The 15,697-nt window shown below is 69.8% G+C and carries 17 protein-coding genes; 4 read left to right on the top strand and 13 right to left on the bottom strand.

From position 1 onward, the window contains the following. The 6 genes from AQJ27_RS29830 to AQJ27_RS29805 form a co-directional block, all read right to left on the bottom strand. Positions 1 to 610, bottom strand: a 610-nt coding sequence (locus AQJ27_RS29830; RefSeq protein ID WP_483027180.1) for a histidine kinase, incomplete at its 3' end; no start/stop codon positions are given. Positions 611 to 803: 193 nt separating this feature from the next. Then, positions 804 to 1,502: an ABC transporter ATP-binding protein gene (locus AQJ27_RS29825; RefSeq protein ID WP_067375331.1), complete on the bottom strand. Its 699-nt coding sequence runs from the start codon at positions 1,500 to 1,502 to the stop codon at positions 804 to 806. Positions 1,503 to 1,588: 86 nt separating this feature from the next. Beyond that, positions 1,589 to 2,767 carry an alginate lyase family protein gene (locus AQJ27_RS29820; protein ID WP_067375330.1) on the bottom strand — a complete coding sequence of 393 codons (1,179 nt, stop codon included), beginning with the start codon at positions 2,765 to 2,767 and terminating at the stop codon, positions 1,589 to 1,591. A gap of 192 nt (positions 2,768 to 2,959) precedes the next feature. Beyond that, positions 2,960 to 3,721, bottom strand: a complete 762-nt coding sequence (locus tag AQJ27_RS29815) for a DUF3710 domain-containing protein (protein WP_054229932.1) — start codon at positions 3,719 to 3,721, stop codon at positions 2,960 to 2,962. Between the two features lies 1 nt (position 3,722). Beyond that, positions 3,723 to 4,247: a dUTP diphosphatase gene (gene dut / locus AQJ27_RS29810; protein ID WP_054229931.1), complete on the bottom strand. Its 525-nt coding sequence runs from the start codon at positions 4,245 to 4,247 to the stop codon at positions 3,723 to 3,725. Next, positions 4,244 to 4,828, bottom strand: coding sequence for a PaaI family thioesterase (locus AQJ27_RS29805; protein ID WP_067375329.1), 585 nt, complete (start codon positions 4,826 to 4,828; stop codon positions 4,244 to 4,246). Before AQJ27_RS29805 ends, dut begins: the two co-directional genes overlap by 4 nt. Before the next feature lie 58 nt (positions 4,829 to 4,886). Here AQJ27_RS29805 and AQJ27_RS29800 point away from each other — a divergent pair, with 58 nt between their 5' ends. Then, positions 4,887 to 5,348: a DUF3093 domain-containing protein gene (locus AQJ27_RS29800; RefSeq protein WP_067375327.1), complete on the top strand. Its 462-nt coding sequence runs from the start codon at positions 4,887 to 4,889 to the stop codon at positions 5,346 to 5,348. A gap of 250 nt (positions 5,349 to 5,598) precedes the next feature. Here the strand turns inward: AQJ27_RS29800 and AQJ27_RS29795 are convergent, their stop codons facing one another. The 4 genes from AQJ27_RS29795 to AQJ27_RS29780 all read right to left on the bottom strand — a co-directional run bounded on the left by AQJ27_RS29795 (position 5,599) and on the right by AQJ27_RS29780 (position 9,177). Then, positions 5,599 to 6,570, bottom strand: coding sequence for a hypothetical protein (locus AQJ27_RS29795; protein WP_079065357.1), 972 nt, complete (start codon positions 6,568 to 6,570; stop codon positions 5,599 to 5,601). Between the two features lie 13 nt (positions 6,571 to 6,583). After that, a complete protein-coding gene (locus AQJ27_RS29790; protein ID WP_003997302.1) occupies positions 6,584 to 6,880 on the bottom strand; it encodes a DUF4193 domain-containing protein in 297 nt (98 codons plus the stop codon). Positions 6,881 to 7,272: 392 nt separating this feature from the next. After that, positions 7,273 to 8,517, bottom strand: a complete 1,245-nt coding sequence (locus AQJ27_RS29785) for a sensor histidine kinase (RefSeq protein ID WP_067375324.1) — start codon at positions 8,515 to 8,517, stop codon at positions 7,273 to 7,275. Between the two features lie 6 nt (positions 8,518 to 8,523). Beyond that, entirely contained in the window at positions 8,524 to 9,177 is a 654-nt protein-coding gene (locus AQJ27_RS29780; RefSeq protein WP_010983842.1) for a response regulator transcription factor, read from the bottom strand. Positions 9,178 to 9,593: 416 nt separating this feature from the next. Between AQJ27_RS29780 and AQJ27_RS57455 the strand changes: the two genes are divergently transcribed. Next, entirely contained in the window at positions 9,594 to 9,767 is a 174-nt protein-coding gene (locus AQJ27_RS57455; protein WP_165854003.1) for a hypothetical protein, read from the top strand. A 137-nt stretch (positions 9,768 to 9,904) separates the two neighbouring features. Here AQJ27_RS57455 and AQJ27_RS29775 read toward each other — a convergent pair whose 3' ends face one another. Together AQJ27_RS29775 and AQJ27_RS29770 are read right to left on the bottom strand one after the other, a co-directional pair. Beyond that, positions 9,905 to 10,720: an inositol monophosphatase family protein gene (locus tag AQJ27_RS29775; RefSeq protein WP_067375322.1), complete on the bottom strand. Its 816-nt coding sequence runs from the start codon at positions 10,718 to 10,720 to the stop codon at positions 9,905 to 9,907. A gap of 8 nt (positions 10,721 to 10,728) precedes the next feature. After that, the gene (locus AQJ27_RS29770) at positions 10,729 to 11,856 is read right to left on the bottom strand and encodes a ferrochelatase (RefSeq protein ID WP_067375320.1); all 1,128 of its coding nucleotides are present in this window, start codon (positions 11,854 to 11,856) and stop codon (positions 10,729 to 10,731) included. 188 nt (positions 11,857 to 12,044) lie between these two features. On the opposite strand from AQJ27_RS29770, the gene AQJ27_RS29765 reads away from it, so the two are divergent. Next, positions 12,045 to 13,283 (top strand): MFS transporter, encoded by a 1,239-nt coding sequence (locus AQJ27_RS29765; RefSeq protein ID WP_067375317.1) that lies wholly within the window; start codon positions 12,045 to 12,047, stop codon positions 13,281 to 13,283. Further along, positions 13,243 to 14,562, top strand: a complete 1,320-nt coding sequence (locus AQJ27_RS29760) for a D-arabinono-1,4-lactone oxidase (RefSeq protein WP_067375314.1) — start codon at positions 13,243 to 13,245, stop codon at positions 14,560 to 14,562. The genes AQJ27_RS29765 and AQJ27_RS29760 overlap by 41 nt, the downstream gene beginning before the upstream one ends. Here AQJ27_RS29760 and AQJ27_RS58910 read toward each other — a convergent pair. Next, on the bottom strand, positions 14,486 to 15,262 hold the full coding sequence (locus AQJ27_RS58910) for a hypothetical protein (protein ID WP_079065356.1): 777 nt from the start codon (positions 15,260 to 15,262) through the stop codon (positions 14,486 to 14,488). The two genes, AQJ27_RS29760 and AQJ27_RS58910, sit on opposite strands and share 77 nt — an antisense overlap. Positions 15,263 to 15,697 lie beyond the last annotated feature (435 nt).

The raw sequence follows: 15,697 nt of genomic DNA, 5'->3' as shown, positions 1-15,697 counted from the left end.
GGGCGAGCTCGCGCAGCGCGGTGAGGTTGCCGGGGCGGAAGTAGTTGGACAGCGCCGCGTCGACCTTGTCGGACTTGTAGATGTTGCCGTGCGCCATACGGCGACGCAGCGCCTGCGGCGACATGTCGACCAGCTCGATCTGGTCCGCCCGCCGTACGACCTCGTCCGGGACGGTCTCGCGCTGCCGTACGCCCGTGATGGACTCCACGACGTCGCCCAGTGACTCCAGGTGCTGGATGTTGACCGTGGAGACGACGTCGATCCCGGCGGCGAGGAGTTCCTCGACGTCCTGCCAGCGCTTGGCGTTGCGGGAGCCGGGGACATTGGTGTGCGCGAGTTCATCCACCAGGGCGACGGCCGGGGCGCGCAGCAGTACGGCGTCCACGTCCATCTCGGTGAAGACGGAGCCGCGGTAGTCGAGCTGCTTGCGCGGAACCTGCTCCAGGCCGTGCAGCATCACCTCGGTGCGTGGTCGGTTGTGGTGCTCCACGAAGGCGACGACGCAGTCGGTGCCCCGCTCCACACGGCGGTGCGCCTCGGAGAGCATCGCGTACGTCTTGCCGACGCCCGGTGCCGCACCGAGGTAGATCCGAAGCTTGCCGCGTCCCATGGCCCCATTGTCTTCCTGTCACCGCTGTATACGCAGCGTCGACCTTACGGCCAACAATCTCGACAAATGGGGCGGGGAGTCGGCCGACGGCCGTCTTTGACGCAACCCTGATGCATCGGTCGGCACAACCGGATGCGCTGGTCGGCACAACCCTGATGTGCTGGTCCGGGCCCTGCTCGGCCCGGCACCCGGCTCAGTGCTCGACGATCCCTCCCTCGCACAGCTCCAGGACCCGATCGGCCGGGTCGAGCGGGATCGCCCGGGAGGGGGCGACCAGGGCCGTCACCTGTTCGCAGCGGACGAGCGTGTGCAGCAGCTCCATCAGGGCACGGCCGGTCCCCTCGTCGAGTCCGGCCGCGAACTCGTCGGCGACGAGAAGCACGGGGTCGCCCGCGAGGGCGCGCGCGATCGCCACGCGCTGTTGCTGCCCGCCGGTGAGCTCCCCGGGTCGGCGCGCCGCGTGGTCGGTGAGCCCGACGCGGGAGAGCAGTCGCGCGATCCGCTCCTCGCGCGCGTGCTCCGCGACCCCGCGCAGCCGCAGCGGTACACCGACGTTCTCGGCGACGGTGAGCAGCGGGATGAGCCCGAGGGGCTGGAAGACGAAGCCGATCCGGTCCCGGCGCAGTTCCAACAGGCCGTCCTCCCCGAGCCCCTCCAGTGCGAGCCCGTCGACGGTGATCCGCCCCGCGTCCGGTTCGTCGAGCCCGCCGACCAGGTTGAGGAGTGTGGTCCTGCCGGACCCTGGACGGCCGGTGAGGGCGACGAGTTCGCCGCGTGGCACGTCGAAGGAGACTCCGCGCAGGGCGGGTACGACGGCGGCTCCACCGCCGTACCAGCGATACACGTTCTCAACGCGCACCATGGTCTTCGTGGCGACCTCGACCTGGCTCATGTCCCTCCCCGGTCAGCCGGGCGATTGCCTCCCCCGCCGTTCGGGCGCCCCGGTGACGGCACCGGGGCGCCCGGCCGGAGAGGGCGTCAGTTGGGGTTGTCCCCGTCGGTGAGAGTCTCCCAGGCGACGAAGAGGTTGTTGCTGCCGGACGGCCGGTTCTGCTCGGTCAGCTTCTGGGTGTTGGTCATGGCGATGCCCAGGCGGTTGTGCAGGGCGTTGTAGCCGGTCTCGGTCACCGGACCCAGCCCGAGAGTGAGGGAACCGCCGCACAGCCAGCTCGGCACCGCCTCGCCCAGCTGGTACTTCGACTGGAATCCGAGCGCCTGCCGCAGCCGCTCGCCGACGTCGGTGCCGTACAGGTCCTCGCCCTGGATCCGGCTGGTCTCGGCGATGTGCGAGATGGCCGAGATGCCGTACCCGGTGTGCGTGAAGTCGCGGCAGGTCTCCTGAGTGAGCCCGGTGACGAAGGTGGACTGCCCCTGCCAGTAGTTGACGATCTTCGCGGTGGTGTCGAGGTTCTGGCTCGGCACGGTCTTGGGCAGCGCGCCGTCGGAGGAGAGGTAGATGTACGCGGCCGTACGGGTCCGGAACTTCGCCATGGCCTTGTCGTACGACGTCCGGTCCTCGAGGAAGACGGAGATGCCGACGGCGGCCTCCATCATCGACAGTTCCCAGTTCCCGTTGGAGTTGGAGCCGTTGATGATCTCGGGGAGGTAGACGGTGCGCAGCATGGTCGCGAAGCGGCCGGAGTTGGCCCAGGTGCCGGTGTAGGTGTACTTGATGAGCTCGGCGGCCTTGGGCCAGGAGGAGCCGGCCCAGCCGGTCTGCAGGGGCGCGTTGCTGTTGGTGTGCTCCTTGATCACGGCCGACCAGGCGTCCATCAGGGCGATCGACTTCTGCGCGTACCGGTCGTCGCGGGTGATGTACCAGGCGAGGGCGTCGGTGTACGCGGCTATCGCGTCCTCGCGCTCGTCCGTGCAGCCGTAGTTGGGGTTGGAGTAGGAGCCGCACTCCACGGTCGCGCGGGGCTTCGGGACGCGGTTCAGGTCGGCGTACTTGCTCGCCATCATCTGGTCGTACGCGGCCTTCCAGGGCTGGGCCCCGGCGTTGACCTTGGTGCGGGCGAAGTCCAGCTGGCTCTTGGAGACCGTGACTCCGGGGTGCGCGAAGGTGACGGGGGCGGCGTCGGCCTGTCGGGCGGCGGGCCAGACGAGGGCGCCCGCGACGAGGGCGGCGACGGTGGCGAGGAGTGCGGTACGGCGCATGGTGGGGGGCCATCCGTTCTCGTATGTGAACGATGAGCGCCTGCATGAACACAGACGCTGGGCCGAGACCATAGGTACAGACCAACTGGCCGTCAAGGGATCGCGCACGAGAAAGGGCCGCACCCCGTCGAGGGGTGCGACCCTTTGAATCCGTACGGTTGTTCTACTCGCGGAGCCTCCGGCGAGCGGCGGCTAACGGACCTCGGTGATCTCCGGTCCGCGCTGCAGTTGTCCCATGCCTCCGGAGAAGCGGGAACCGCTCTGCTCCTCCTGCTGGACCCCCTCGGGCACCATCTGCGCGTCGTTCGGCAGCTTCAGGACGATCGGGTCGCGCGGGGCCATCGGACCCTCACCGCGTACGACGACCGTGTCCCGGAAGATCTGCTCCAGCAGGCCCGCGGCCTGCGGCTGCACGGCGCCCTGCCCGGAGATCACTCCACGCAGGAACCAGCGGGGCCCGTCCACGCCGACGAACCGCACGACCTGGAAACCACCCGTGCCGTCCGGCAGCTGCACCGGCACCTGCGCCCGCAGCTCCCAGCCCAGCGGGCCCTCGACCTCGTCGATGACACCGCCCTGCTGGGTGATGCCGGTGGCGATCTCCTCGCGCACCTCGCCCCAGATGCCCTCACGCTTGGGGGCGGCGAAGGCCTGCAGCTGGATGGCGCTGTCCTTGAGGACGACGGTGGCCGCGACGATCGCGTCGCCCGCGACCTCGACCCGCAGCTCCATGCCGTCGACTCCGGGCACGAAGAGACCACCCAGGTCCACGCGACCCTCGGCGGGGTCCCGCACCTCCGAGTCGTCCCAGGGTCCGTCGGGCCGCGGCTCCGGCTCGAGCCTCACGCGCTCCCGCTCCGCCTCGTCCGCCTCAGTGTCGACACTGTCGACGACCTGCTCGGCCTCGCCCGCCGCGTCCTCGGCGGCACTGCCCTTCTTGCGACGTCCGAACACGTCACTGTCCTTCCCGGTCGGATACGACCGAAGCGTATCGATTCCCACCCGTTGTGCCGCCCACGGCGGCATGACCACCAGTGGACCCGAAGCCCCCTGCGGCCCGCGCCGAGTCGGGAAGTTCCGCGACCTCCTGGAAGCGGACCTTCTCGACCTGCTGGACGACGAGTTGAGCAATCCGGTCGAAGCGCTCGAACCGCACCGACTCGCGCGGGTCGAGATTCACCACGATCACCTTGATCTCCCCACGGTACCCGGCATCAACCGTCCCCGGGGCATTCACGAGGGCGACACCGCAGCGGGCGGCAAGCCCGGAACGCGGGTGCACGAAGGCCGCGTACCCCTCAGGCAGCGCGATGGACACACCCGTGGGCAGTACGGCGCGCTCGCCCGGCTTCAGTTCACGGCTCTCGGTGGTACGCAGATCGGCTCCCGCGTCACCGGGCTGCGCGTACTCGGGAAGCGGTACGTCCGGGTCGACGCGGCGGATCAGTACAGCGAGTTCTTGGCGGGGCTCGCGGGTCACGGGTTCACCTCGAAGGCACGGACACGGCGGATCTGGTCCGGTTCGTTCATGGCGGCCCGGATCTCCTCCGGGCGGCCGTTGTCGATGAAGTGGTCGACCTTGACCTCGACGAAGAGGGCGTCCGCGCGAACGGCGACGGGCCCGTCGGGGCCACCGATCCGCCCGGTGGCGGTCGAGTAGATCTTGCGGCCGGCCACCGCCGTGACCTCGGCCTCCAGGTACAGCACCGTGTCCACGGGGACGGGCAGGACGAAGTCGGTCTCCAGGCGGCCGGTGACCGCGATGGTGCGCAGCAGCCAGTTCAGCGAGCCGAGCGTCTCGTCGAGGGCGGTGGCGAGCACTCCGCCGTGGGCGAGCCCCGGGGCGCCCTGGTGGGCGGGCCGTACCGTGAACTCCGCCGTGACGGTGACGCCCACCCCCGCGCGGGCCTCCAGGTGCAGTCCGTGCGACTGCTCCCCGCCACACCCGAAACACTGTTCGTAGTGGGCGCCCAGGAGCTCGCCGGGGGCGGGCGCGTCGGGGTGCCGCACCGGCGCGACGGCGTCGGCGGGAGGCTTCAGAGCTGCGGAAGTACGACTCACAGCCGCAGACCTTACCCGCGCGTCCACCAAGTCTTCGCACCGTGCCAAGCTTGGCTTCATGCAGCTCTCCGCCTCCCCGTACGAAGAACGCCTCACCGCCCCCCGCAGCTGGTGGGCGATCTGCTTCCTGATCGGGATAGCGATGGCCCTGGTCTTCCTCCCCTTCGGCACGCTGCCGCTGCTGGGCGCGCTGGTCGGCGGCACCGCGGTCTCGGCGGTCGTGGCGAGCGCGTACGGGTCGATCCGCATCCGGGTCGTCGGTGACTCCCTGATCGCGGGCGAGGCGAAGATCCCGGTCGCGGCCCTGGGCGACGCGGAGATCATGGACCAGGAGGAGGCGCGCGCCTGGCGCACGTACAAGGCGGATCCGCGCGCCTTCATGCTCCTACGGGCGTACATCCCCACGGCCCTCCGCGTCCAGGTCACCGACCCGGCCGACCCCACGCCGTACCTGTACCTGTCGACGAGGGAGCCGGAGCGGCTGATCGCGGCGCTCGAGGCGGCTCGGGCCACGGCGTAGCCCCCTGCGAAGAGGAAGTCGCGCCCCGAACCACCACGGCGCGCGACGGTGCGCCTTCGCACAGCGGTTACGCGCCTGTGCAGCGGTTACGCATCCGTTCAGCGGTTACGCACCGGCGCACACCGCTCCAGGGGCAGTGCGCCTCCACATCCCGTGCTCCCGACCCACCACGAGCCGGTGACTCCCACGAACCGGTGACCCCTGCCCCGCCGCTCGTCCCAAATCGACGGGCGGCCGGTGCGGGCGGGGCTCAGTGCCCCAGTTCCTTGGGGATCTCCCCGATCCGCAGGGGATCCGCCGGCTTCTCCAGGGGCGGCAGCTCCGCAAGCGCGTCCCACGGCACCTGGGACTTGCGCAGGTCCTTGCGGATACGCGCCGCCAGGCGTTTGGTGTCCCGGCGGTTCATGACCGCACCCACCGCCGCGCCCACCATGAACGGCATCAGGTTCGGCAGATCCCGGACCATGCGTTTCATGATCTGCTGACGCAGCTCACGCTTCATGTGGCCGCCCAACGCGGCATTGATCGTCGACGGCTTGGTCACGTCGATCCCGCGCTCGGAGGACCAGGAGTTCAGATACCCGGTACTGCGCTGTTTGAGGTTGCCCGGCGGCCGCAGGCCGTAGACCTCGTGGAGCTCGGCGATCATCTTCAGCTCGATCGCGGCGACGCCGGTGATCTCCGCGGCCAGCTCGGTCGGCATCGCGGGCGGCACCGGCAGCATCGCGGCGGCACCGATCCCGGCGCCCACCGTGGACGTCGCGTTGGCCGCACCCGCGACGAGCTTGTCCGCGAGCTGTTCGGGGGTAAGTCCCGGGAACTGCCTGCGGAGGGTCGCGAGATCCCGTACGGGCACGCGCGGCGCGATGTCGATGATCCGGTCGGCGAGGTGGGCCAGGCCCGCCTTGGCCCTGCTGCCGCCCTTCTGGACGCCCTTTCTGACCCCGTCCCGAAGGCCGGCCGCACGGCGGCCGGTAGCGGGAACGGCGACGTCCGCCGGAACCGAACCGTCGGACGGTTCCGGATCGTCGGCCGGCTTCACCTCGCCGGCCCGCTCGAAGGCGCCTGTCGGCGCTGTGGCGGGCGCCCGCTCGAGCGAGGCTGATCCTGGTCGGGAAGAGCCCCGCTCGTCGTCACGCACGCCTTCAGGGCCGTCTGAGGGCCCTTCGTCCGCTGCCCGTGAAGGGAAGCGGCGCTTCCAAGGTGGGGTCGAGCCAGTCACGGCCGACCCTGCCTCAGTCGCAGTCGCGGCAGATCGGCTGACCGTTCTTCTCGCGGGCCAGCTGGCTGCGGTGGTGCACCAGGAAGCAGCTCATGCAAGTGAACTCGTCCTGCTGCTTGGGCAGCACCCGGACGGCCAGCTCCTCGTTCGAGAGGTCGGCTCCGGGCAGCTCCAGGCCTTCTGCGGCCTCGAACTCGTCTACATCGACCGACGACGTCGACTTGTCGTTCCGGCGAGCCTTCAGTTCTTCAAGGCTGTCCGAGTCGACGTCGTCGTCGGTCTTGCGTGGGGTGTCGTAATCCGTTGCCATGTCGCTCTCCCCCTCTGGGTGTCTGCGGTGTCTCAGCGCACGTAACGCGTGAGAGGCCGGACTTGTGCCCGACCTGAGGCGGAGATTTTGCCTCACATCAAGGTCTGTTACTCAATCGACACCCAACCGGACTCCTCATGAGTGATCGGCTTGGATGGCGATGCGGACCGTACACGGTCCGAAGGGCCCACTTCAAAGGCGTCCCACCGTGTACTTCCCGTGATCTAGACCCCCGAAAACCCGGATTTTCCCGGCTTTACGACAGCCTGCGTGACCACGGAGAGTGGATGGCCGGAAATTCGCCCTTGTGATCGATCACACACGAGTCTCCCGGATGGGCGACCAGAAAATTCCGCGCAAAGCGAACATCGCCGCGTGTCCGCGACATGTTCTCAGATCGGCAGGGTGACGCGCATCACGAGCCCACCCCCCTCGCGTGGCTCTGCCGCGATATGGCCCCCGTGCGCGCGGGCCACCGACCGGGCGATGGAAAGGCCGAGGCCCACACCCTTGTCGCTGCCCGTGCGCTCCGTACGCAGCCGCCGGAAAGGCTCAAAAAGATTGTCGATCTCGTACGCGGGAACCACCGGACCCGTGTTCGTGACCACCAGTACCGCCTGGCCGTGCTGGACCTGCGTCGTGACTTCGACCCAGCCGTCGTCCGGCACGTTGTAGCGCACCGCGTTCTGGACGAGGTTCAGGGCGATCCGCTCCAGCAGGACGCCATTGCCCTGGACGACCGCCGCGGCGCGCTCCCCGCGGATCGCCACACCCTTGGCCGCGGCCTCGGCGTGCACCTGGTCGACGGCCTGTGTGGCGACCTCGGCGAGGTCCACGGGCTTGCGCTCGACGATCTGGTTGTCGCTGCGGGCGAGCAGCAGCAGGCCCTCGACGAGCTGCTCGCTGCGCTCGTTGGTGGCGAGCAGCGTCTTGCCGAGCTGCTGGAGCTCCACCGGGGCTCCGGGGTCGGACAGGTGCACTTCGAGGAGCGTGCGGTTGATCGCGAGCGGGGTGCGCAGTTCGTGCGAGGCGTTGCCGACGAACCGCTGCTGGGCGGTGAACGCCCGCTGCAGCCGCTCCAGCATGTCGTCGAAGGTGTCCGCCAGTTCCTTCAGCTCGTCGTCGGGGCCGTCCAGCTCGATCCGCCGGGACAGGTCCGAGCCCGCCACCGCGCGCGCGGTGCGGGTGATCCGGCCGAGCGGCGACAGGACGCGGCCCGCCATCGCGTAGCCGAAGGCGAAGGCGATGATCGCGAGGCCGAGCAGGGCGAGCAGGGAGCGGCTGAGCAGGTTGTCCAGTGCGGTCTGGCGCTGGACATCGATGCAGTGGCTGATCGCGGTGTTGAAGGCGTCGAGCGACAGGCCCGAGTTGACCGCGGGGCAGTTGTCGCTGGTGACCTTGATGTCGGTGCCGCCGGCGATCCTGAAGAGCGGCTCGGCGCCCGTGTTCAGGGCCTGCGCCGCGAGCAGATAGATGATCGACAGCAGCATGATGCCGGCGATCAGGAACATGCCGCCGTACAGCAGCGTGAGCCGTATGCGGATGGTCGGGCGCAGCCAGGGGAACGGAGGCTCCGCCCTTCTGGGGTCCCAGGTGGGCTTCGGAGGCGCCGTGGGGGGCGCGGGAGTCGTGGCCACCGCGGATCAGATCCGGTAGCCGGAGCCGGGCACGGTGACGATGACCGGGGGTTCCCCGAGCTTGCGGCGCAGGGTCATGACGGTGACGCGGACGACGTTGGTGAAGGGGTCCGTGTTCTCGTCCCAGGCCTTCTCCAGGAGCTGCTCGGCGGAGACGACGGCGCCCTCGCTGCGCAGCAGCACCTCCAGGACGGCGAACTCCTTGGGCGCGAGCTGGACCTCCTTGCCGTCGCGGAAGACCTCGCGCCGGTTGGGGTCGAGCTTGATCCCGGCGCGCTCCAGGACGGGCGGCAGCGGCACGCTCGTACGACGTCCGAGAGCACGCACGCGTGCCGTCAGCTCGCTGAACGCGAACGGCTTGGGGAGGTAGTCGTCGGCGCCGATCTCCAGGCCCTCGACACGGTCGCTGACGTCGCCGGAGGCGGTGAGCATCAGCACGCGCGTGGGCATACCGAGCTCGACGATCTTGCGGCAGACGTCGTCGCCGTGCACGAGCGGGAGGTCGCGGTCGAGGACGACCACGTCGTAGTCGTTGACGCCGATGCGCTCCAGGGCGGCCGCACCGTCGTACACGACGTCGACGGCCATGGCCTCCCGGCGCAGTCCGGTGGCCACCGCATCGGCGAGCAGCTGCTCGTCCTCGACGACGAGTACGCGCACGTCGCTTGTCCTTCCTCTGTCCACCCGCGTAGCGCCGCTTCGGCACACGTGGGCAGGGGGGTCTGTCGTGGGTAAGGCCTCCATCCTGCCCTTTTCGGCCATAAACCGGCTGTAAGACGGGTGAGAGGCGACCGGTACGACGGTCTCGGGGCCCGGGAATGCGAGATTTTCTCGTCGGGTTGAGGTTTCTACGGAAGGGAGCGGGGGGAGGACGGCTTTACACCCCGCGATCACGCTCTGCATGTGGCAAGCCACCTTGTGGTACGTCCAACCGCTTCCGCAGAGCGGGCGTGGGTGTCCGGCACCGTCGCCGCCCAGCCCGGGCAGCGCTGGGCACCCTCTGGAGACGTGATCGCCCCTTCCCAACGGCACACCCCCGTGCCACCGACCCACGACCCAGGACGAGGGGGCGCAGCATGGACGCATTCACCGCAGGACTTCTGCAGCGCATAAGGGCAACCGAGTCCGACCTGACGCGGGCTCGCGAAACAGGCGACGACTTCCTCGCGGAGGTCGAGCAGGCCGAGCTCGAGGACCTGCGCCGCCTTGCCGCCGAGCACGGTGTGGAGGTCGGCGCGTCACGCGTCTGAGCAGTTCGCACGAGAGCGGGGCCCCGGCATCGATCCAGTGCCGGGGCCCCGCTCCGTTGTTGTGCGTACCGAATTCCGTAACCGCTGTACGCACCGGGAACAGCGGGTGCCGTACGTAACGGGAACGGTGGGTGTCCTCAGTCGTGCCAGGCGCCGAACTCCTCCAGAAGCCGCTGGAGGGGCTCGAAGACGCCCGGGGAGGCCGCGACCGCCAGATCGCCCCCGGGGCGCTCTCCGGGGCGTCCACCGGTCAGGGCACCCGCCTCACGGGCGATCAGGTCGCCCGCCGCGAGGTCCCAGGGGTGCAGGCCGCGCTCGTAGTAGCCGTCGAGGCGGCCCGCGGCGACGTCGCACAGGTCGACGGCCGCCGAACCGCTGCGCCGGATGTCGCGCAGCAGGGGGATCAGCCGGTGGGCGACCTCGGCCTGGTGGACCTTGACCTCGGTCACGTAGTTGAAGCCGGTCGAGACCAGTGCCTGGTCCAGGGGCGGCGACGGTCGGCAGGTCAGCCGGCGCTCGCCGACCCAGGCCCCGGTGGCCCGGGCGCCCCTGCCGCGCACGGCGCTGTAGGTCTCGCCACGCATCGGTGCCGCGACGACTCCGACGACGGTCTCGCCGTTCTGTTCGGCCGCGATGGACACCGCCCAGGTCGGCAGCCCGTAGAGGTAGTTCACCGTGCCGTCGAGCGGGTCGACGACCCAGCGGATACCGCTGGTGCCCTCGCTGGAGGCGCCCTCCTCGCCGAGGAAGCCGTCGTGGGGGCGGTGCTGGGCGATCAGGTCGGTGATCAGCTTCTCGGCGGCGATGTCCATCTCGGTGACGACGTCGATCGGGCTGGACTTGGTGGCGGCGACCGTGAGGTCCGCCGGGCGGCCGTCCCGCAGCAGCTCACCGGCGCGGCGGGCGGCGTCGTGGGCGAGCTGGAGCAGTTCGGTGTGCAGGGGCTCGATCAAGGGGCTCCTCAGGCGTACGGGCTGTCGGCGCCCGCGGCGGCGGGCTTGGGGGCGCGGGCCGGGCAGCAGCCCACGGGGCACAGGCCGTGGCTCGCGCCGAGCGCGCCCAGGGCGCAGGGTGTCACCTGCAGCCCGTTCTCCGTCGCGGCGCGCTCCAGGACGAGGTCGCGGATCGCCGCGGCGAAGCGGGGGTCGGCGCCCACGGTGGCCGAGCGGCGCACGGGCAGCCCCAGTTCCTCCGCCTTGGCCGTCGCCTCCGTGTCGAGGTCGTACAGCACCTCCATGTGGTCCGAGACGAACCCGATGGGGGCCATCACGACGGCCGGGACCCCGGCCCCGTGCAGCTCCTCCAGGTGGTCGCAGATGTCCGGCTCGAGCCACGGGATGTGCGGGGCTCCGGAGCGCGACTGGTACACGAGCTGCCAGGGGTGCTCGATCCCGGTCTCCTCGCGCACGGCGTCGGCGATCAGCTTCGCCACGTCCAGGTGCTGTTTGACGTAGGCGCCGCCGTCGCCGTGGTCCTCGGCCGGGCCGGAGGTGTCGGCGGCGGCGGTGGGGATGGAGTGCGTGGTGAAGGCGAGGTGCGCGCCCGCCCGTACGTCCTCGGGGAGCTCGGCGAGGGACTTCAGGACGCCCTCGATCATGGGCTCCACGAAGCCGGGGTGGTTGAAGTAGTGCCGCAGCTTGTCGATCTTCGGCGGCTCCAGTCCCTCGGCCTCCAGGGCCGCCAGGGCTCCGGCGAGGTCCTCGCGGTACTGCCTGCAGCCCGAGTACGAGGCGTACGCGCTGGTGGCGAGGACGAGGACGCGGCGGCGGCCGTCGGCGACCATCTCGCGCAGGGTGTCGGTGAGGTACGGCGCCCAGTTGCGGTTGCCCCAGTACACGGGCAGGTCCAGGCCGTGGTCCGCGAAGTCCTTGCGGAGGGCGTCGAGCAGGGCACGGTTCTGGTCGTTGATCGGGCTGACCCCGCCGAACAGGAAGTAGTGCTGCCCCACTTCCTTCAGCCGTTCCTTGGGGATGCCTCTCCCCCGCGTCACGTTCTCCAGGAACGGAACCACGTCGTCCGGGCCTTCGGGGCCGCCGAACGAGAGCAGGAGCAGGGCGTCGTAGGGGGTGGCATCGAGCACATCTGGCATGCGTCCGATCCTGCCATCCGTCGCTGCCAGCCGGACAACAGCCACATGACGAGCGGAATCGGGGAGTACCCGAGAGGGTGCGTTAGGGTCCCCTAACCCGTAAGCTGTATCGGCCATCTACACGCCTTACCGGAGTCCGACCGCACGCGGTGACCGCGCGGCCGGGCCGAGCCCACCGGAGACCCCTCGTGCCCAGCCCGTACCGCGCCCTGTTCGCCGCCCCCGGCTCCAAGGGCTTCTCCGCCGCGGGCTTCCTCGGCCGGATGCCCCTGTCCATGATGGGCATCGGCGTGGTGACGATGATCTCCCAGCTCACCGGACGGTACGGGCTCGCGGGCGCGCTGTCGGCGACCATGGCGCTCGCCGCCGCGGTGATGGGCCCGCAGGTCTCCCGGATGGTGGACCGGCACGGCCAGCGGCGGGTGCTGCGCCCCGTCACCCTGTTCGCGCTCGCGGCGGCCGTCGGGCTGCTGCTGGCCGCGCGCTTCGAGTGGCCGGACTGGGTGCTGTTCCTCTGCGCGGCCGGGATCGGCTGTGTCCCGAGCATCGGCGCGATGATCCGGTCCCGCTGGGCGGCCCTCTACGGGGGCACCCCGCAGTTGCACACCGCGTACTCCTTCGAGTCCGTGGTGGACGAGATCTGCTTCATCTTCGGGCCGATCTTCTCCATCGGCCTGTCCACGGTGTGGTTCCCGGAGGCCGGGCCGCTGCTCGCCGCCTGCTTCCTGGCGGTGGGCGTCTTCTGGCTGACCTCCCAGCGCGCGACCGAGCCCGTGCCGCACCCGCGTGAGCACCACACCGGCGGTTCGGCGCTGCGCGCGGCCGGACTCCAGGTCCTGGTCGCAACGTTCGTGGCGACCGGAGCGATCTTCGGGGCCGTGGACGTGGTCACCGTGGCCTTCGCGGAGGAGCAGGGCCACAAGGGCGCCGCGAGCGTGGTTCTGGCCCTCTATGCGGCCGGTTCCTGCGCGGCGGGGGCCGTGTTCGGACTGCTGCACTTCAACGGGGCGCCCGAACGTCGGTGGCTGCTGGGCATATGCGCCATGGCCGTGAGTATGATCCCCCTGCTACTGGTCGGAAACTTGCCGTTTCTGGCCGTGGCGCTGTTCGTTGCGGGCCTGTCCATCGCTCCCACGATGATCACGGCGATGTCCCTCATCGAACAGCACGTACCACGCGCGAAACTGACCGAGGGCATGACCTGGGTGAGCACCGGACTCGCGGTCGGGGTCGCGCTCGGCTCCTCCGTGGCCGGCTGGGTGATCGACGCCGCCGGTGCGAAGGCCGGGTACGGGGTTCCGGCGGTGTCCGGAGCCGTCGCGGTCGCGGTCGGATTCCTCGGGTATCGCCGGCTGAGCAGGCCGGTTCCGCAGCGGGAGGGGACCCATGAGCACCACAGTGAGCGGGAAGAGCGGCACGTGGCGTAACTGGGCGGGGAACGTCACCGCCCGTCCCGTACGGGAGGTCACCCCCGCTTCGGTCGAGGAGCTCTCCGCGGCCGTACGCAAGGCGGCCGACGAGGGTCTGAGGGTCAAGGCCGTCGGCACCGGGCACTCCTTCACCGCTGCCGCCGCGACCGACGGCGTGTTGATCCGCCCTCAACTGTTGACCGGCATCCGCAACATCGACCGCGCGGCCGGGACCGTCACCGTTGAGGCGGGCACCCCGCTCAAGCGGCTCAATGTGGCTCTCGCGCGCGAGGGGCTGTCGCTCACGAACATGGGCGACATCATGGAGCAGACGGTCTCGGGTGCGACCAGCACCGGAACGCACGGCACGGGCCGCGACTCGGCCTCGATCGCCGCGCAGATCAAGGGACTTGAGCTGGTCACCGCGGACGGTTCGCTCCTCACCTGCTCCGAGGAGGAGAATCCCGATGTCTTCGCGGCGGCCCGGGTGGGCATCGGCGCCCTGGGGATCGTCACCGCAATCACCTTCTCCGTAGAGCCCATTTTTCTGCTCACGGCTCGCGAGGAGCCGATGACCTTCGACAAGGTCACCGCCGACTTCGACGAACTCTTCACCGAGAACGAGCACTTCGAGTTCTACTGGTTCCCGCACACCGGCAACTGCAACACCAAGCGCAACAACCGCAGCGCCGGCCCCGAGAAGCCGATCGGGCAGATCGGCGGCTGGATCGAGGACGAGTTCCTCTCCAACGGGGTCTTCCAGGTGGCCAATCTGGTCGGCCGCGCCGCGCCCGCCACCATCCCGACGATCGCGAAGATCTCCAGCCGCGCGCTGTCCGCGCGGACCTACACCGACATTCCCTACAAGGTCTTCACTTCTCCGCGCCGGGTGCGCTTCGTGGAGATGGAGTACGCCGTTCCGCGCGAGGCGCTCGTCGAGACGCTGCGCGAGCTGAAGACGATGGTCGACCGCTCGTCCCTGCGGGTCAGTTTCCCCGTCGAGGTGCGCACGGCCCCCGCGGACGACATCGCGCTCTCCACGGCGTCCGGGCGGGAGAGCGCCTACATCGCCGTCCACATGTTCAGGGGTACGCCCTACCAGGCGTACTTCACCGCGGCCGAGCGGATCTTCACGGCGCACGAGGGCCGCCCGCACTGGGGCAAGGTGCACACCCGCGACGCGGAGTACTTCTCGAAGGTGTATCCGCGCTTCGGCGAGTTCACGGCGCTGCGGGACCGTCTTGACCCGGATCGCCGCTTTGAGAACGACTACTTGCGTCGGGTGCTGGGCTCGTAGGCGAACCGTCTGTGGGCGCCGGGGTGTTGGCCGGCGCCTGCGAATCGGCACTGGAACTCGGCGTCGGCGTAGGGGATGTGGCATCGCCGTCACCCTGAGTGGCGCCGGCGCCGAAGCCGTCTTGGGTGCCGGGAGTGCTGTCGGTGGCCGACGGCTCCCTCGAAGAGGACCCGCCCGAAGGGCTCGAAGGTGTCGTACCGGGCCTCGAGTGGGAGCCGGAGCCGCTGCCCTTGAGGGCGTCACCGACGGTGGTGCTCGTTCCGTCGCCGCTGAAGCTCTGCCCCGACACCAGCTCGTACGTCGTGATCCCCGCCATCGTGACGCCGAAGACGAGCGCCGCCGCGATCACCGGCCGCTTCCAGCTCTTGACCCGGGCGCGATACACGGTGCCCTCGGTGAACGCCCCCGGTACCGGCGCCTGCTCGGGCCTCGGCTTCGCCTGGACCGTGACATCGCGGAGCTGTTCGCCGGTGCGCTTGAAGAAGTGCTGGAAGACGGTGCCTCCACAGGTGGCGATCGCGCTGACCACTCCGGCGCCCAGGATCGTCCCGTACACCCCGAAGTAGGAGGCGAGTTTGGCCGCCACCACCGCGGCCACGGCGCTGCCCGCCACTTGCGGAAGGCTCAGGTCCACCCGCTTCCTCCTCGGCGTCCCCTCCTTCGCCCCCGGCTCCTCGCCCACATCCGACTTCTCACGCATCCCCGGACCTTGCCTGCCTTTCCCGTACTTCTCGACCGCTTGCACGAGAAAGGGACGGATGGGCGAAACGTTTAGTTCCGTTTCTGGCGATTACGTGAAGTACGACACGTTTCAAGGTCACCAATACGGCACAGTGGACGGCCAACTAGCACCCCCCACTAGAAGTTGGGCGGCGTGCCGATCCACGCACATGGCCCGAATGGAGTACTGTTGCGAGCCCTGGGTCCGGACTCCCGCCAGGGTGTCCGGGGCCTGACAGGACCGCCGGGAGGGGGCTCGTTGCACAGGGTGATGGAGTTCGTCACTTAGCGTTGCGAATAGGTAACCGTGCCATAACGGCGACCCCGGGCCCGTGCCCGACACGCCGGGCAACTCGGCAAGGTTGTGGCAGGCTGCACCCGGGCAGGCCACACTCGACTAGCGGAAGCAGCGACG

The sequence above is a fragment of the Streptomyces olivochromogenes genome (assembly GCF_001514115.1).
In the GTDB taxonomy this organism is placed as follows: Bacteria; Actinomycetota; Actinomycetes; order Streptomycetales; family Streptomycetaceae; genus Streptomyces; species Streptomyces olivochromogenes.
Note: the sequence above shows the minus strand (reverse complement) of the source record. Positions and strands in the feature narration are given on the sequence as shown.